Genomic DNA, 15,967 nt, shown 5'->3' on the forward strand with positions numbered 1-15,967 from the left:
AAAAAAGTGTTTCTCTACTTACATATTTCGGCGATACTGACCACCAACTTCAAATAACGCTGAAGTTATTTCACCTAAACTACATACTTTACAAACATCCATTAAGGCTTCAAAAATATTTTCGTTATTAATGGCTTTGTGCTGTAAGTCTTTAAGCATCGCTTTAGTATCATTTGCTTTATGTAAATTCTCTAAAGTTTTTATCTGGAATTGCTTCTCTTCTTCTGTTGCTCTAATGACTTCCGCAGGAATTACCGTTGGCGAACCTTTAGAACTTAAAAATGTATTTACACCTACAATTGGGAACTTTCCGTTGTGTTTTAATGTTTCGTAGTATAAACTCTCTTCTTGTATTTTACTGCGTTGGTACATGGTTTCCATTGCACCTAAAACGCCACCACGTTCTGTAATTCTATCAAATTCTTGTAAAACTGCTTCTTCAACTAAATCGGTTAATTCTTCAATAATAAAAGAGCCTTGTATTGGATTTTCATTTTTATTTAATCCTAACTCTTTATTTATAATTAGCTGAATAGCCATTGCACGTCTAACCGATTCTTCAGTTGGTGTGGTAATGGCTTCGTCATACGCGTTAGTGTGTAATGAGTTACAATTATCGTAAATAGCATATAAGGCTTGAAGCGTTGTACGAATGTCGTTAAAATCTATTTCTTGAGCATGTAAGCTTCGTCCAGACGTTTGAATATGGTATTTAAGCATTTGTGCTCTTGCATTAGCTCCATATTTATGTTTCATGGCTTTTGCCCAAATTTTTCTGGCAACACGACCAATTACTGCGTATTCTGGATCAATTCCGTTAGAGAAAAAGAACGATAAGTTTGGTCCAAATTTATTAATGTCCATACCACGACTTAAATAATATTCCACATATGTGAAACCGTTAGATAAGGTCAATGCTAATTGTGTAATTGGGTTGGCTCCAGCTTCTGCAATATGATATCCAGAAATAGAAACCGAATAGAAATTACGCACATTATTCTCTATAAAATACTCTTGTACATCTCCCATTAATCGCAATGCGAATTCGGTAGAAAAAATACAAGTGTTTTGAGCTTGATCTTCTTTTAAAATATCTGCCTGAACTGTTCCTCTTACTTGTGCAATGGTATTCTTTTTAATTTCTGCATACACATCTGCTGGCAAGACTTGGTCTCCAGTAACACCTAAAAGCATTAATCCTAAACCGTTATTTCCTTCTGGTAAATCGCCGTTATAAGTAGGACGCTCTTTGCCTTTATAAAGTTTTGCGATTTTTGCTTCAACTTCTTTTTCTAGACCATTTTCTTTAATGTAAATCTCACATTGTTGGTCTATGGCAGCATTCATAAAGAAACCTAATAGCATAGGCGCAGGACCATTAATAGTCATACTTACCGATGTCATGACGTTTGCTAAATCGAAACCAGAATATAATTTTTTAGCATCGTCTAAACAGCAAATAGAAACACCAGCATTACCAATTTTACCGTAAATATCTGGACGTAAATCTGGGTCGTTACCATAAAGTGTCACACTATCAAAAGCGGTAGATAAACGTTTTGCTGGTAAACCTGCACTTACGTAATGAAAACGTCTGTTTGTACGCTCTGGTCCACCTTCACCAGCAAACATACGTGCTGGATCTTCACCTGTACGTTTAAACGGATATAATCCCGAAGTATATGGAAATTCTCCTGGCACATTTTCTTGTAAGGTCCAACGTAATAAATCTCCCCAAGCTTGGTACTTTGGTAAAGCTACACGAGGAATTTGTAAGTGAGATAATGACTCAGAGTGTGTTTCAATTTTAATCTCTTTATCTCTTACTTTAAAGCTATATATTGGATTTTTATATTTATTTACCTTTTCATCCCAACCAGTAATGACTTCCCAATTGTATGGGTCTAAGTTTAATTTAACACGATCGAATTCGGCAATAAGCAATTTTACAAAATCTTTATTGTCTTCTTTTATTTCAAAAGAATTTGAAGCAATTCCAGCTTTATCTAATTCTGGAGTTACTTCTAATACAGATTCTATAGTTTTATAAATTCCGTATAATTTTTGAGCAACTTCAACTTGAGTGTTTGTTGTTTTATCGTAAGCACGATTATTTTCAGCTATTTCAGATAAATAACGTGTTCTACTTGGCGGAATTACAAAAATCTTCTCACTCATTTCATCAGAAATATGGAACGTAGATTTTAAGTCTGAATCTGCCTTTTCAACCAACTTATCCATAATCGCTTTGTACAGCGTATTCATTCCTGGATCGTTAAATTGCGAAGCTATTGTACCATAAACAGGTAATTCTTCTTGTGGTGTATCCCAAAGGTTATTGTTACGCATGTATTGTTTTTTTACATCACGTAAAGCATCTAAAGATCCACGTTTATCAAATTTATTAATGGCTACTAGATCTGCAAAATCTAGCATGTCAATTTTTTCTAATTGTGTTGCTGCACCAAATTCTGGCGTCATTACATAAAGAGAAACATCAGAATGTTCTATAATTTCAGTATCCGATTGTCCGATTCCAGACGTTTCTAAAATAATTAAATCATATTCGGCAGCTTTTAAAACCTCAACCGCTTCATTAACATATTTAGATAATGCTAAGTTAGATTGACGCGTTGCCAAACTACGCATATATACTCTTGGAGAATTGATAGCATTCATACGAATACGATCTCCTAAAAGTGCGCCACCTGTTTTACGTTTAGAAGGATCTACAGATACTAAACCAATTGTTTTTTCTGGAAAATCTATTAAAAAACGACGAACCAACTCGTCAACCAAACTAGATTTACCAGCACCACCAGTTCCTGTAATTCCTAAAACTGGTGTTCTAGAATTTTTATTTTTAATATGAATTTTATCTAAAGTGTCTTTTGCAACTTCTGGAAAGTTCTCGGCAGAAGAAATCACTCTAGCAATGGCTTTTGGATTTTTAGTTGCAAGTACATCAACTTCACCATTTAAGGTATCACCAATGGCAAAATCTGATTGTTCAACCAAATCGTTAATCATACCTTGTAATCCCATGGCGCGACCATCATCTGGAGAATAAATTCGTGCAATACCATAATCCATTAACTCCTCAATTTCTGAAGGCAAAATTACGCCGCCGCCGCCGCCAAATATTTTAATATGTTCTGCTCCTCTTTCTTTTAAAAGGTCGTACATATATTTAAAATACTCATTATGCCCACCTTGATAAGAGGTTAAGCAAATTGCATTAGCATCTTCTTGAATAGCTGTATTTACAACCTCGTCCACGCTTCTATCATGGCCTAAATGTATAACTTCTACACCTGTAGATTGGATAATACGACGCATTATATTTATTGATGCATCATGGCCATCAAATAATGCTGCAGCTGTTACTATTCTAACTTTATATTTTGGATTGTAAGGTGCTTTTTGTTCCATTACTAATTTTAAGTGTGATTAAGGCTTGCAATTTACGGAATATTCAAAAAAATAGTTGCTAAAATCATAATTATCTAATACTACTATGCTATATAATATTTTTTTTTTTTTTGCACTACCTTAGTTACACTATTAATAATCAACACAATGAATAAAATTACACTACAAATACATTGCAAAGACCAAACTGGCATAATAGCCTCTGTTACTAATTTTATTGCCAATAATAATGGAAATATAGTATACATAGACCAACATGTTGATAGAGAACAAGATATTTTCTGTATGCGATTAGAAAGTGAGTTTAAAGCTTTTTCAATGGAAAGTTTTAAATCAAATTTCACCAATGTATTAGCTGAAAGGTTTAACATGAAATGGCGAATTTATGATGTTGAAGACAAACCAAAAATGGCACTATTTGTTTCTAAATACGACCATTGCTTGTATGATTTATTAGGAAGATATAATTCTGGAGAATTGTTTGTTGATATTCCTTTTATAATTAGTAATCATAACAATTTAAAACCTATTGCTGAAAGCTTTAATATTCCTTTTTATTATATTCCTGTAACAAAAGACACTAAAGCTGAAGCTGAAGCACAACAACTTAAACTTTGTAAAGAACATGGCATTAATTTTATTGTTTTAGCGCGTTACATGCAAATTGTAACAAACACATTAATTAATGAATACCCAAATAAAATTATTAATATTCATCATTCTTTTTTACCTGCATTTGTAGGAGCAAAACCTTATCACTCTGCCTATAAACGCGGTGTTAAAATTATTGGAGCAACAAGCCATTATGTAACTACAGACTTGGATGCTGGACCAATTATAGCACAAGATGTAGCGAGCGTTTCGCACACACACTCAATAGAAGATTTAATTACCAAAGGTCGTGATCTTGAAAAAATAGTTTTAGCCACCGCTATAAAATATCACATAAACCGAAAAGTTATGGTGTTTAATAATAAGACCATTATTTTTTCATAGCCAACATTAAACATAAAACGGATTTTTTTTATTTAAAGAATAGTTAACATTATCCGCAAGTTTTGAGCTTAAAGCGCATCTTAATATTGAGTATATTTACACCATAAATTATAGAACATGAAAAAATTATTGACTTTTATTATTATTTTAAATTTTACAGCTTGTGCAGAACTACAAGACGTTGTTAACCAATTACCTCAAGGAAATGGTAGTCTTTCTCAAGTAGATATAGGTAACGGTTTACGCCAGGCTTTAGACTTAGGGATTGACAAACAAGTAACTAAACTAACACAACAAGATGGTTTTTTTAAAAATGAATTAGTAAAAATTTTATTACCAGAAGAGTTACAAAAAGTAGATAAAGCTTTACGTGATATAGGTTTAAGTAATTTGGCAGATGAAGGATTAAAAGTTTTAAATCGTGCAGCAGAAGATGCTGTTGGTGAAGCTACACCTATTTTTATTGATGCGGTAAAAGGCATCACTTTTAACGATGCTAAAAACATTTTACTTGGTGATAACGATGCCGCAACACAGTATTTAAGTAATAGAACAGAAAGTGCTTTATACGCTAAATTTAATCCGGTTATTAAAAACAGTTTTGCAAAAGTTGGTGCAGACCAAATTTGGGCTAATTTAATAAACAAATATAACGCGATACCGTTTACAAATAATGTAAACCCAGATTTAACAGACTATGTTACAGGAGAAGCTTTAAAAGGTGTTTACAAAATGATTGCTGTTGAAGAACTTGAAATTAGAGAAAAAGCATCATCAAGAACTACAGATTTGTTACGTAAAGTTTTTGCTTTACAAGATTAATATAAGTAACACATTTAGTAATAGTTAGATAATATTAATGTAACATTAAAGCTGAAGCTTTTATATACATTTGTATCTCAAGTTATTCATCTCATATTACTTGAGTTAGTTAGTTTATTATAGTATAAAAAACCAACCTTAGCATCATCACTAGGTTGGTTTTTTTTATATCTGTTTTTTAAATTAACCGTTTCGCAACTTGCTTATTATCAATATTTAATGTATTTTTAATAACGTAATCTCCCAGGAACTATGTCAAGAAAAAATATTTTAAAAGCGCACCAAAGTAAGCTCAACAAGCGCTACAAACAATTAGTAGAGCAAGCCTATAATTTGAGAGAAACAGATCATGCACTTAGTGATGACTCTGAGTTTAAAGCTATGAAATTATTAAATAAGTTAAACCAGATTAAGTTTTTAGCTCGCGACAACTCACAGCCTATTTCTTAAAGCTTTAAAATAATCAAAGGCTTTAATTAATCTTGAGCCGTACCAAGAAAAATATTCGCCATCAACAAAAATTGTTTTTGCATGGTGAGACACACGGCCAACCTCAAAGGCATGTTCGTCTTTAAATGGATAAGGTTCACTAGATAACATTACAATTTCAGGATCTCCTTCTAATCTTATCTTTTTTAATTCTATTTCGGGATAACGTTCACGGTTTTTATAGATGTTTTCAAAATTATTTAATTCTAATAAATAATCTATAAAAGTGTTATTAGCTGCAACCATCCATGGTTTTCTCCAGATAAAATAAGCAACCTTAAGTGTTGGTTTATTTTTTATAAAAGCTTTAAAATCGTTTAAATTAAAATTTATTTTATCTATTATTTTAGAGGCGTTTGTTCGCTTATTAAATAATTCTCCATATTGAGTTATTAACTCTAAACAATCTGATATATTAAAAATATCAGATACATGTGTTGCACAAATTGTTTTACATGCATCTACTATTTCTTTTGTGTTTTCTTCTTTATTACAAAGTATAATATCTGGATTCAAAGCTTTTATAACTTCAATTTTAATATTTTTTGTTCCGCCTACTTTATGCTTTGTACTTTTTGCATGAAATGGATGTACACAAAATTTAGTGATACCAACAATAGAGTCTTCTAAACCTAAATCATAAAGTAATTCTGTTTGAGATGGCACTAAAGAAATTATACGTTTAGGTGTTGTTTTTAAAGTTACAGTATTTCCTATTTGATCTCTAATTTCCACAAATTGTAATTGGCTTAAGGTTATAAATTATTTGTTTAAAATAACTTCCATTTGCTTTTGTAATTCTTCTGCTTTAATGGCGGCAGCAGTAGCAAAATTTTCAGTTTTTGAAGCATAAATAATACCTCTTGAAGAGTTTATTAATAAACCAATAGTATCTGTCATACCGTATTTGCAAACGTCTTGTAAGTTTCCGCCTTGAGCACCAACTCCTGGAACTAATAAAAAACTGTCTGGAATTATTTTTCTAATCTCTGAGAAATATTCTGCCTTTGTTGCTCCAACTACATACATTAGGTTTTCTGAATTTTTCCACGATTTTGAAGTTTCTAAAACTTGTTTGTACAGCTCTTTGCCTTCTACTGTTTTGGTTTGAAAATCGAATGCGCCTTGATTAGACGTTAAAGCTAACATTATGGTATGCTTATCTTTAAAAGCTAGAAAAGGTTCTACAGAATCTTTTCCCATATATGGAGCCACTGTAACACTATCGAAAGCTAAATCTTCGAAAAATGCTTTAGCATACATAGTACTTGTGTTTCCTATGTCTCCACGTTTTGCGTCTGCTATTGTAAAAATTTCTGGAAAATTTTTATTTAGATAGTTTATAGTTTTCTCTAAGGATTTCCAGCCTTTTAATCCATAAGCTTCATAAAATGCTGTATTAGGTTTATAGGCAACACATAAATGGTGTGTAGCGTCTATTATAGCTTTATTAAACTCAAAAATTGGGTCTTCTAAATTTAATAAGTGTTCTGGTATTTTATTTAAGTCTACATCTAACCCAATACAAAGGAATGAGTTTTTTTTATTTATTTGGGTTACAAGTTGTTTTGTAGTCATGGTAAGTTAATAATAAAAAAAGCCTCTAAAAAAGAGGCTTGAATTTTACATTATATCGCTGTTTGCCTTTAATTTTTCGGTGTTTTCGGCTAGCATTAATTCGTCTATAATTTTTTGAATGTCTCCATTTACAATATTAGATAAATCGTAAAGTGTTAAACCAATTCTATGATCTGTTACACGACCTTGAGGATAGTTGTAGGTTCTAATTTTTGCACTTCGATCTCCAGATGTTACCATGGTACCTCGTAATGCAGCATCTTCCTCCATTTTTTTGGCAAGCTCTAAATCGTATAAACGAGAACGTAATACTTTAAATGCTTTTTCTTTATTTTTATGTTGCGATTTTTGATCTTGACATTGTGCCACTAATCCTGTTGGTTCGTGTGTTAAACGCACTGCAGAATATGTTGTATTTACAGATTGTCCTCCTGGTCCAGATGAACAGAAGTAATCTATACGAACATCTTTAGGGTCTATTTCTACATCAAACTCTTCGGCTTCAGGAAATACCATTACAGTTGCTGCACTTGTATGAACACGACCTTGCGTTTCGGTTTGTGGAACACGTTGTACACGGTGAACACCTGCTTCAAATTTTAAAGTTCCATAAACATCGTCTCCAGATACTTCAAATTGAATTTCTTTAAAACCACCATTTGTACCTTCACTATAATCTACAGTATCTACTCTCCATCCTTTGCTCTCACAGTATTTTGTATACATTCTATAAAGATCTCCTGCAAAAATACTAGCTTCATCTCCACCTGTACCAGCTCTTAATTCTACTACTGCATTTTTAGCATCCTGAGGGTCTTTTGGTATTAATAATACTTTTATTTCTTCTTCAAGTTCTGGGATTGCTGTTTTAGCTTCATCGTATTGCATTTTAGCCATTTCTACCATTTCTGGATCACTACCATCTGCAATTATCTCTTCAGCTTCAGCTAAATTATTTGTAAATTCTAAATATAACTCGCGCTTATCCATTAACAAGCGTAAATCTTTATATTCTCTATTTAATTCTACATAGCGTTTTTGATCTGTTATAATATCTGGTTGAATGATTAAATCACTCACCTCATCAAAACGCTGTTTTACTATTTGTAATTTCTCTAGCATCTATCTCTTTAAATTGTAAAAACAAAAATACGATAATTTATCAATTAGTAACTGATAATGTTTAGTTTCCGTTTTTTTTGAAAAATATTATATAATATTTTGCGTTGTTATTTATATGCTTAACCAATTTCGCGCTATACTATTTTATTACAAACCACTTTTTGTGTGGTCTTTTATAGTTAACATTATAGTTACTATATATAGTCCTCAAATTGTTTTTGCTTTATTAACTAAATTATTTTTAATTATAATATTTTGGTTAATGATTAGCGATAAAACCATGAGAAGAAAACTTGGTTTTTACAAAATGGTAGGTGTTTCTAATCTTAAATTAATTAGTATTTTATATTTAGTAGATTGTTTTATTACCTGTGGATTTATATTGCTTATTAAAGGCTTTATTTAAAACGCCATTATTACACCAACACCAAGCGCTTGTTTCCATTGTACTTTTGCGCCTTTTTCTTCAAACTCATCTTCAACATTTGTTTCTACAAGAGTTTTAATATCGTCGTCATATTTTAAATGAGATCCTAAAGTCGCTTTTACATAATCGTTTACTTTAAAATCGAATACCACTTCCCAGTCTACATCTACGTTACCAAAGCTATTAATATAATCTGTATAAAAACTTAATTGGTTTCTTATGTGTATGTTTTCAAAAAGCTCTGTTTCATAGTTATTGGTAACTAGTACTCCCATTTCTGTTCTTACATTTTCGCCTTTTTTTATTCTATTTCCTTCTTCATCATATAGTGCTGCATCAACTCCAAAGGCGCCTGTATCGGCTAAATTTTGATCTAAAACATAAGTGCCTTTGTAGGTTAATGGTGAAAAGTAAAAGGCTAATTTTTCTATATTTTTACCATACTCTACTCCTACACCTAAAAACATATAGCCTGGTGCCATGAAACGTGAGATAGGATTTGCTCTATCTGGATAATTATAACCGTTTGAAAATTGGGTTCTAAAATTAAATTTACCAGAATAGTACCAATTTGTAAGTGTATCTTTTCTATAACCTATAGTGGAGCTAAGTTCTAACTCATCTTCGGTTTTTCTTAGCTTTTGATTTTCTTGTTTGTTTACTCCATAACGTGTTCTTGCTACACTTTTCCAGATTAAATTGTCGCGTTTATAACGTAAACTTGATTGTAAATTAAGTAGTGCTGAAATAGAGTTACTTCCTCCTGCGCTCCAATTTACAAAGGTTACTTCGTTTATATCTAAACCTGCTTTATTCTCTTGTAGCCATTTAACTGTATCTTGAACTTTAACTACCGAGTCTTGATTTATTTCTTGTGCTTTTCCTATATTAATTGCTATTAGTGCAATAATTAATAAACAAATTCTCATTAATTTAATTTAGAAGTTTAATATTGAAACGTTCCAAAAGGACTTTCTATTGTTAGTTTTTTATTTTCTGAAGCTTCGACTTTTCCAATTATTTGAGCATCGACATTAAAGCTTTTTGATATTGCTATAATAGATTCTGCTATTTCAGGACTTACATATAATTCCATTCTATGCCCACAGTTAAACACTTGATACATTTCTTTCCAATCTGTTTTAGATTGTTCTTGAATTAGCTTGAAAAGTGGTGGAATTGGGAATAAATTATCTTTTACAATATGCAAATTATCTACAAAATGAAGAATTTTGGTTTGTGCTCCTCCAGAACAGTGTACCATACCATGGATGTCTTGCGAAGTATATTTAGATAAAATTTCTTTTATAATTGGCGCATAAGTTCTTGTTGGTGACAATACTAATTTACCTGCATCTATTGGGCTATTTTCTACTGCATCTGTTAACTTAACTTGCCCAGAATATACTAAATCTTCTGGTACTGCTGCATCAAAACTTTCTGGATATTTTGTAGCTAAATAATTATTGAATACATCGTGTCTAGCAGAAGTTAAACCATTACTTCCCATACCTCCATTATATTCTTTCTCGTACGTGGCTTGACCAAAACTTTCTAGACCAACTATAACATCTCCTGCTTTAATATTTGCATTATCGATTACGTTTTCTCGTTTTATTCTAGCTGTTACTGTTGAGTCTACAATAATTGTTCTTACTAAATCTCCAACATCTGCTGTTTCTCCACCTGTAGAATGTATAGTAACTCCAAAGCTTTTTAAATCTTCAATTAATTCTTCAGTTCCATTTATAATTGCTGAAATTACTTCGCCAGGAATTAGATTTTTATTTCTTCCTATGGTTGAAGATAACATAATGTTATCTGTTGCTCCAACGCAAAGTAAATCGTCTATATTCATAATTAAAGCATCTTGTGCAATGCCTTTCCAAACAGAAATATCTCCTGTTTCTTTCCAATACATATAAGCTAGTGACGATTTTGTACCTGCTCCATCTGCATGCATTATTAAACAATAATCCTCGTCATTAGTTAAATAATCTGGTACAATTTTACAGAATGCCTTAGGAAACAATCCTTTATCTATATTTTTAATAGCGTTGTGTACGTCTTCTTTTGAAGCTGAAACACCTCGTTGACTATATCTTTTACTAATTTCTGAGCTCATAATGTTGTGTTATACTCGCAAAGATAATTGTAAATAAAAAGCATACAAAATTATTGTATGCTTCTTTAAATTTATGTTATAATTTTATTAATCCCAATCTGGCATTGAGGCAGCAGTGAAGAGTTCTTTTTCGGCAGTAGCTTGACCGAGCTGAAAACTTCTAACTCCAGGAACTGCTCCTAAATTATTATCTACTCTTGTAAAAACAAAGCCTCCTTCTGTTGGGGAAAATTTCACATCTAAATCATTTTGTCCTGGTAAAGCTTCAGTAACTATTTGGGTATTTGTACCTAAATTTATATCGTAAAAAAATATCCTACTTTGAAATTGCCTATAATCTGGCTGCTCGTATCCTGATAAGTCTCTAGTATAAACCACTTGATTTCCATTAGCAGAGATATCAATACCGCCTAATGCGCCATTAAAACCTTCTGCTATAACAGTTTCTTCTGTTTGAGTAGATAGTCTTAATGTAAAGATTCTTGCATTATAACCATTTGCATTGTTAGTTTTTAGTAATACTAAATCATTATCTGACGCTACAGTTTCGACTTCTGAAATAAATGATCCATCTACTGTTTCATAAATTAAAATAGCTCCACTTCCATCTGGATTAATTGAATATAACTCATTAAAATTTGGATAATATAATTTACTACCATTTTGTGCCCAGCAAAAATCTATATGATCAAACCTAAACCCTGTTACTGGTATTGCATTAGTAACTTGAGTTTTATTAGAACCATCTGTATTCATAGTGAAAATTTGAGCATTACCTCCAGTGGTTCGCAAATAAGCAATTTTATTTATTGCCATATTAGCTCTTGGTCTAAAACTATTGTTGGTTTCACTTGTTAACTTCAATATTCCTACATCTACATCTCCATTTCCTGTCGTAGAATCATCTTGATTTCCAGAATATATAACACTGTTACCATCTTCTTCTTTTACAAATAGAAAAGGATTGTTTGGAGAGGTTATTGTACTAAATTGACTGATAGAAGAAGTAACTTCCTCATTAGTATTATCGCTAACTTTTACTTGCCAAAAATAAGTTGTAGATAATTGTAAGTTACTTGCTAAGTAAAACGTATCTTGGGCAGTCTCAAAAATTTCTATTTCATTTGTATTTCCATTTCTTAATTCTAACGTATAAGATAATTCATCATTAATATCTAGGTCACTTGCTTCCCATGTAAATTGCATTTCTAAAGGCTGCTCTGTAGCTAAATCTTCTGGAAATATTAATGTTGGTATTGACGGAGGTTGATTATTTGCGTTAGAAGTTAACATCTCAAAAGATACAACCGCTGCGGCGTCTTCAATAACTGTTACAGATTCAAATGCAGTAACAAAACCATCAAGTTCTGCTTGTACAGCATATGTTCCTATTGGTGCATTTTCAATAACAAAATTCCCTTCATTATCTGTAAAAACAGTACTTGTTGGAGAATTTGTTGATATTTTCACATTCTCTAAAGGAGCGTTTGTACCTTCTGCAACAACTTTACCGTTAATTGAACCTATTCGCTCTCCATCAATTTGATTTTCACTACATGTTAATAATAACATACAAACAAAAAACATTGCTAAATATTTTAGTGTTTTCATTTTTGTTAATTTAGGTTAGTTCCTTTTAATATTTTATTGATTAATTTTCATTGTTATTAGCTTCAACTTCATCTATCAATTCACTAGACTTATTATATAATCCTTTTTCTATGTTTTCTCTTCTAATTTTTCTCAACTCTTTTCTTCTCTCTCTTTCTCTAGCTCTTTCTATATCTTTTTTAGTGTTATAATTACCAATGTATAAATTAACACCAAGTCCTATTCTAAGGTACATATCGTCTTTATCTCCTCTTACCAAATCATCAACAGCATCGCTAAATACAAAATTATTTTCTACGTAGCTAGTTATTCCTAATCTATCTGTGACCAAATACTCTAAGCCTAATCCTGCTTGTATTTTTGGATTTATATTATTGAAATCACTTGAAATATTAGTTCCTCCTCCAACATATATGTAAGGTGATAATTTATCAAAGGGAAGAATATTATATTCTACATTAGCATCAAATGAAACAAAGCTTTTTTCAAATATATCCTCATTAGAGAGTTTAAATTTATTTGCATTTAAATTTAAATTGAAATGAGAGTTTAAATAGCGTTTAAAACCTAATCTAAAATTAAGTTGATGTTCAGGGTTTATATAATCTCCATTAATTCTTGCACTACCTAACGAACCATGTATTACATTATCTGTTCGTCTTTTAAATGTAAATCTATTAAATAATTGAGTGGAGTTAGAAATTTCTTTTTCTTCTTTATATTCACTCATTAATTGATTATCCTTTTCAACACCAGCATTACTAGCCCAATACCCATCTTGCATACCTTCTAAAATTAAATCGTACACTGCTTTTTCAATAGCATCTTTAACTGCTAATTGTACTGGTTCATTTTGAGTAAATCCTGTTTCTGCTTCTAACAATCTTTGAAATTTAACAAACCGGAATAAACTTACATCTACTGCTTGTGATAATATCGTTTTTGAAACATATATTGTTTTTAAAATTTCTCCATTTTTAGTGGAAATAGCTCGCAAGTAAACCGTTATTCTGTCTTGCCTATACCTAGCAGATCCTCCAACACCAAAATATCTAGCTCCAGCTCCACCTGTAACAATATTGGTGTCATACGAAATAATACCACCTTCTAACATTAAACCCGCATAAAGCAAAGGCTCAATTGGTGGTTCGTTAGGATTTAATCCTTTTATATATTCTTGCTTAGTTGTACGTATAATATTTCTTTCTGTAGAAAGATTATTAAAGTTTTCTCTTTCTAAAGGAATAAAATAGCCTGAATCTCCTAAAGCTTTAATTAATATTGTAGTGGCTCCTTGCGTTACAGCTGTACTAAAAGTACTTCCGTTTTCTACAGCTTTATATTGCCCTGTTTGATCGCTAAAATTATATACAGCGACTTCTAATGGTACTTTAGCTGGCGGTAAACTAAGTAGCTTGTTTGTAGATTTTGAAAATTCTCCAATTTTTGCGGGTTCTTGAGAAAAAGGTTGATTAAAATAAGTACCACAAGAGTTTGCGAATATGTATATAGTCAATAAGACTATTATTTTTTTAAAATTATTCATAAAAGGTTAAGCTTTCTTTAAGGATTTGGAACAATAACTTGAGTTTGCTCTCCATTTAGTGTATCAAGAATATTAATAACTAAACCTTCATCAGACTCAAATACTTCTACATTTAATGAGCCAAATGTAAATGTTCCCTCTTCATTAAAATCACCAACAGCATCTACTTGTTGCGCTAAAAGCGCTCTTGAGATTTGACTAAGAACTTGTTGATTTAATTGCTCTCCAAAACGATCTAATTCAGATTCTTCTTCAGTTTCTGCTCTTGGTTGTGTAAATCCATTTTGTGCATTTGCAGAACTCAATAACCAATTATAATTAAATGTATCTCCTCCAAACGCAGGATTTAAAGGCTTATAACTAAATTGCTGTGCCATTGCAACTGTACTCGCACTAAAAAGAAAAAATATAAATAGTTTAAATTTCATAATTAATATTGTGTTATTGTTTCTTTAGATTTTTGTAATAGTTGTAAATACCTAATGCTTTTTTGCATTGCTATATTTACCATCTCAAGTAAAAACTTTTTTTTAGGGTTTACAAAAAACTGCCATACTAATCGACCATCTACTTTTACAGAAATTCTAGTGGATCTTCTTTGCCCAGGCACTTCTTCAATTACAATATGTTTATCAGTCTTTATTTGCCTATTAAAATATTCTGAATAAAAGTACCGATGAAAATCTCTTCCTGCTTTAGTTAACGTTTTTTGAATAACTAATCCTTGCAAAAAAACACCGTCTTGTCCTGTATTTGCTAAATCTTGTGATTCTTCTTTTAAAATTTCTTTTCTATTAGGATCTAATTCAATAACAATCTGTCCATTTTCATTGCTGGTTAACACAACTCTATCCTTACCAATTGCTCCTACATTTTTTTCTCCATCAATAATTGGATATATTAATAAAACAAGAATAATTTTACCGTTAATATCATTATTAATTGTTAAGGAAGATAATACTTTTTTTTGATTTGCTTCTAAATAGAAATTATTGCTTTGTGATGATTTTGAACTGTTATTATTTACATCGGTTTTAAAAGCTAAAAACTCATACCTTAAATTATATGCTGAAAACTTCAAATTTTCTGCTGTTGCAGAAAACTTGGTAAACTCACTTGATTTTTCAATTTTAATTAAAGCATTAATGTCTTTATTATAAAATTTTTGTGCATTAATAGAAAAACTACTAAGCACAAAAATTAATAACAAAGTGTAATTTAATTTAGATAACATTTACAACACCCTAATTAAAACTTCTAATAATTACAGTAGGCGAAGCTGCTGTTTGAGTAAATTTAATATTCTTTGTTATATTATTTGCTCCAAAACGTTCAAAATTTAAGCCATCGCCATTTTGCTTAAGTTCTAATGATACCTTTGCATTAGGGTCTATTACGTAATCTAATATTGAATTATTATCTCCATTTTGCTCTAAGTCTGCAACAACTGCATCAACTTGATATGTAAGATTTACATTATTAGCATCTCCGTTTTGAGATATATTAATATCACTAGCTCTTGATGCTACTTTTACTACCGATGTATTAAAAGAAGAAACTTGTGTTATTGTAACAGAATTTCCAGTTATTGTGTTTAAAGTTTCATTTGGTGTTGTATCAAAATAAGAATCAAAAAAAGACTGCGAGACTTCTTGTCCATTTAGCTCTGTTGAAGCCTCTGTACTATTATCTTCATCTTCACTATACGTTTGAGACCAACCTAATTGTAAAACTAATAATAGAAATACTAATATTGAATTTGATTTATTTTTGTTTAATATTTTCATAATAGTTGTAATTTAATAAAAAAAGGAGAATG

The 15,967-nt window shown here is 31.1% G+C and carries 14 protein-coding genes; 3 read left to right on the plus strand and 11 right to left on the minus strand.

Annotated features, from left to right (window positions below; all coding sequences use genetic code 11):
- Positions 1 to 18: 18 nt before the first annotated feature.
- The gene (locus tag LACAL_RS01420; protein WP_013868912.1) at positions 19 to 3,432 is read right to left on the minus strand and encodes a methylmalonyl-CoA mutase family protein; all 3,414 of its coding nucleotides are present in this window, start codon (positions 3,430 to 3,432) and stop codon (positions 19 to 21) included.
- Positions 3,433 to 3,579: 147 nt separating this feature from the next.
- Between LACAL_RS01420 and purU the strand changes: the two genes are divergently transcribed.
- The 3 genes from purU to LACAL_RS01435 all read left to right on the plus strand — a co-directional run bounded on the left by purU (position 3,580) and on the right by LACAL_RS01435 (position 5,700).
- A complete protein-coding gene (gene purU / locus LACAL_RS01425; protein ID WP_013868913.1) occupies positions 3,580 to 4,428 on the plus strand; it encodes a formyltetrahydrofolate deformylase in 849 nt (282 codons plus the stop codon).
- 117 nt (positions 4,429 to 4,545) lie between these two features.
- Complete coding sequence (locus LACAL_RS01430) at positions 4,546 to 5,250, plus strand: DUF4197 domain-containing protein (RefSeq protein ID WP_013868914.1); 705 nt, start codon at positions 4,546 to 4,548, stop codon at positions 5,248 to 5,250.
- Positions 5,251 to 5,502: 252 nt separating this feature from the next.
- On the plus strand, positions 5,503 to 5,700 hold the full coding sequence (locus LACAL_RS01435; RefSeq protein WP_013868915.1) for a Lacal_2735 family protein: 198 nt from the start codon (positions 5,503 to 5,505) through the stop codon (positions 5,698 to 5,700).
- Here the strand turns inward: LACAL_RS01435 and LACAL_RS01440 are convergent.
- The 10 genes from LACAL_RS01440 to LACAL_RS01490 all read right to left on the minus strand — a co-directional run bounded on the left by LACAL_RS01440 (position 5,683) and on the right by LACAL_RS01490 (position 15,935).
- Complete coding sequence (locus LACAL_RS01440; protein WP_013868916.1) at positions 5,683 to 6,474, minus strand: ABC transporter substrate-binding protein; 792 nt, start codon at positions 6,472 to 6,474, stop codon at positions 5,683 to 5,685. The two genes, LACAL_RS01435 and LACAL_RS01440, sit on opposite strands and share 18 nt — an antisense overlap.
- 27 nt (positions 6,475 to 6,501) lie before the next feature.
- Positions 6,502 to 7,317, minus strand: coding sequence for an orotidine-5'-phosphate decarboxylase (gene pyrF, locus LACAL_RS01445; protein WP_013868917.1), 816 nt, complete (start codon positions 7,315 to 7,317; stop codon positions 6,502 to 6,504).
- A 45-nt stretch (positions 7,318 to 7,362) separates the two neighbouring features.
- Complete coding sequence (gene prfA / locus LACAL_RS01450; RefSeq protein ID WP_013868918.1) at positions 7,363 to 8,439, minus strand: peptide chain release factor 1; 1,077 nt, start codon at positions 8,437 to 8,439, stop codon at positions 7,363 to 7,365.
- A gap of 402 nt (positions 8,440 to 8,841) precedes the next feature.
- Complete coding sequence (locus tag LACAL_RS01460; protein WP_013868920.1) at positions 8,842 to 9,795, minus strand: DUF3078 domain-containing protein; 954 nt, start codon at positions 9,793 to 9,795, stop codon at positions 8,842 to 8,844.
- A 17-nt stretch (positions 9,796 to 9,812) separates the two neighbouring features.
- On the minus strand, positions 9,813 to 10,991 hold the full coding sequence (locus LACAL_RS01465) for an AIR synthase related protein (protein WP_013868921.1): 1,179 nt from the start codon (positions 10,989 to 10,991) through the stop codon (positions 9,813 to 9,815).
- Between the two features lie 87 nt (positions 10,992 to 11,078).
- On the minus strand, positions 11,079 to 12,602 hold the full coding sequence (locus LACAL_RS01470; RefSeq protein WP_013868922.1) for a carboxypeptidase regulatory-like domain-containing protein: 1,524 nt from the start codon (positions 12,600 to 12,602) through the stop codon (positions 11,079 to 11,081).
- Between the two features lie 40 nt (positions 12,603 to 12,642).
- Complete coding sequence (locus LACAL_RS01475; RefSeq protein ID WP_013868923.1) at positions 12,643 to 14,148, minus strand: CsgG/HfaB family protein; 1,506 nt, start codon at positions 14,146 to 14,148, stop codon at positions 12,643 to 12,645.
- 17 nt (positions 14,149 to 14,165) lie between these two features.
- The gene (locus tag LACAL_RS01480; protein ID WP_013868924.1) at positions 14,166 to 14,576 is read right to left on the minus strand and encodes a curli production assembly/transport component CsgF; all 411 of its coding nucleotides are present in this window, start codon (positions 14,574 to 14,576) and stop codon (positions 14,166 to 14,168) included.
- A gap of 2 nt (positions 14,577 to 14,578) precedes the next feature.
- Positions 14,579 to 15,382 carry a curli assembly protein CsgE gene (locus LACAL_RS01485; protein WP_013868925.1) on the minus strand — a complete coding sequence of 268 codons (804 nt, stop codon included), beginning with the start codon at positions 15,380 to 15,382 and terminating at the stop codon, positions 14,579 to 14,581.
- A gap of 10 nt (positions 15,383 to 15,392) precedes the next feature.
- Positions 15,393 to 15,935: a hypothetical protein gene (locus LACAL_RS01490; protein ID WP_013868926.1), complete on the minus strand. Its 543-nt coding sequence runs from the start codon at positions 15,933 to 15,935 to the stop codon at positions 15,393 to 15,395.
- Positions 15,936 to 15,967: the final 32 nt, after the last annotated feature.

Source organism: Lacinutrix sp. 5H-3-7-4 (assembly GCF_000211855.2).
In the GTDB taxonomy this organism is placed as follows: Bacteria; Bacteroidota; Bacteroidia; order Flavobacteriales; family Flavobacteriaceae; genus Lacinutrix.

Coding starts and splice junctions, on each gene's coding strand:
- prfA (WP_013868918.1), bottom strand. CDS start 8,439: ATGCTAGAGAAATTACAAATAGTAAAACAGCGTTTTGATGAGGTGAGT.
- LACAL_RS01490 (WP_013868926.1), bottom strand. CDS start 15,935: ATGAAAATATTAAACAAAAATAAATCAAATTCAATATTAGTATTTCTA.
- LACAL_RS01480 (WP_013868924.1), bottom strand. CDS start 14,576: ATGAAATTTAAACTATTTATATTTTTTCTTTTTAGTGCGAGTACAGTT.
- LACAL_RS01475 (WP_013868923.1), bottom strand. CDS start 14,148: ATGAATAATTTTAAAAAAATAATAGTCTTATTGACTATATACATATTC.
- LACAL_RS01430 (WP_013868914.1), top strand. CDS start 4,546: ATGAAAAAATTATTGACTTTTATTATTATTTTAAATTTTACAGCTTGT.
- pyrF (WP_013868917.1), bottom strand. CDS start 7,317: ATGACTACAAAACAACTTGTAACCCAAATAAATAAAAAAAACTCATTC.
- LACAL_RS01485 (WP_013868925.1), bottom strand. CDS start 15,382: ATGTTATCTAAATTAAATTACACTTTGTTATTAATTTTTGTGCTTAGT.
- LACAL_RS01465 (WP_013868921.1), bottom strand. CDS start 10,991: ATGAGCTCAGAAATTAGTAAAAGATATAGTCAACGAGGTGTTTCAGCT.
- purU (WP_013868913.1), top strand. CDS start 3,580: ATGAATAAAATTACACTACAAATACATTGCAAAGACCAAACTGGCATA.
- LACAL_RS01420 (WP_013868912.1), bottom strand. CDS start 3,432: ATGGAACAAAAAGCACCTTACAATCCAAAATATAAAGTTAGAATAGTA.
- LACAL_RS01460 (WP_013868920.1), bottom strand. CDS start 9,795: ATGAGAATTTGTTTATTAATTATTGCACTAATAGCAATTAATATAGGA.
- LACAL_RS01470 (WP_013868922.1), bottom strand. CDS start 12,602: ATGAAAACACTAAAATATTTAGCAATGTTTTTTGTTTGTATGTTATTA.
- LACAL_RS01435 (WP_013868915.1), top strand. CDS start 5,503: ATGTCAAGAAAAAATATTTTAAAAGCGCACCAAAGTAAGCTCAACAAG.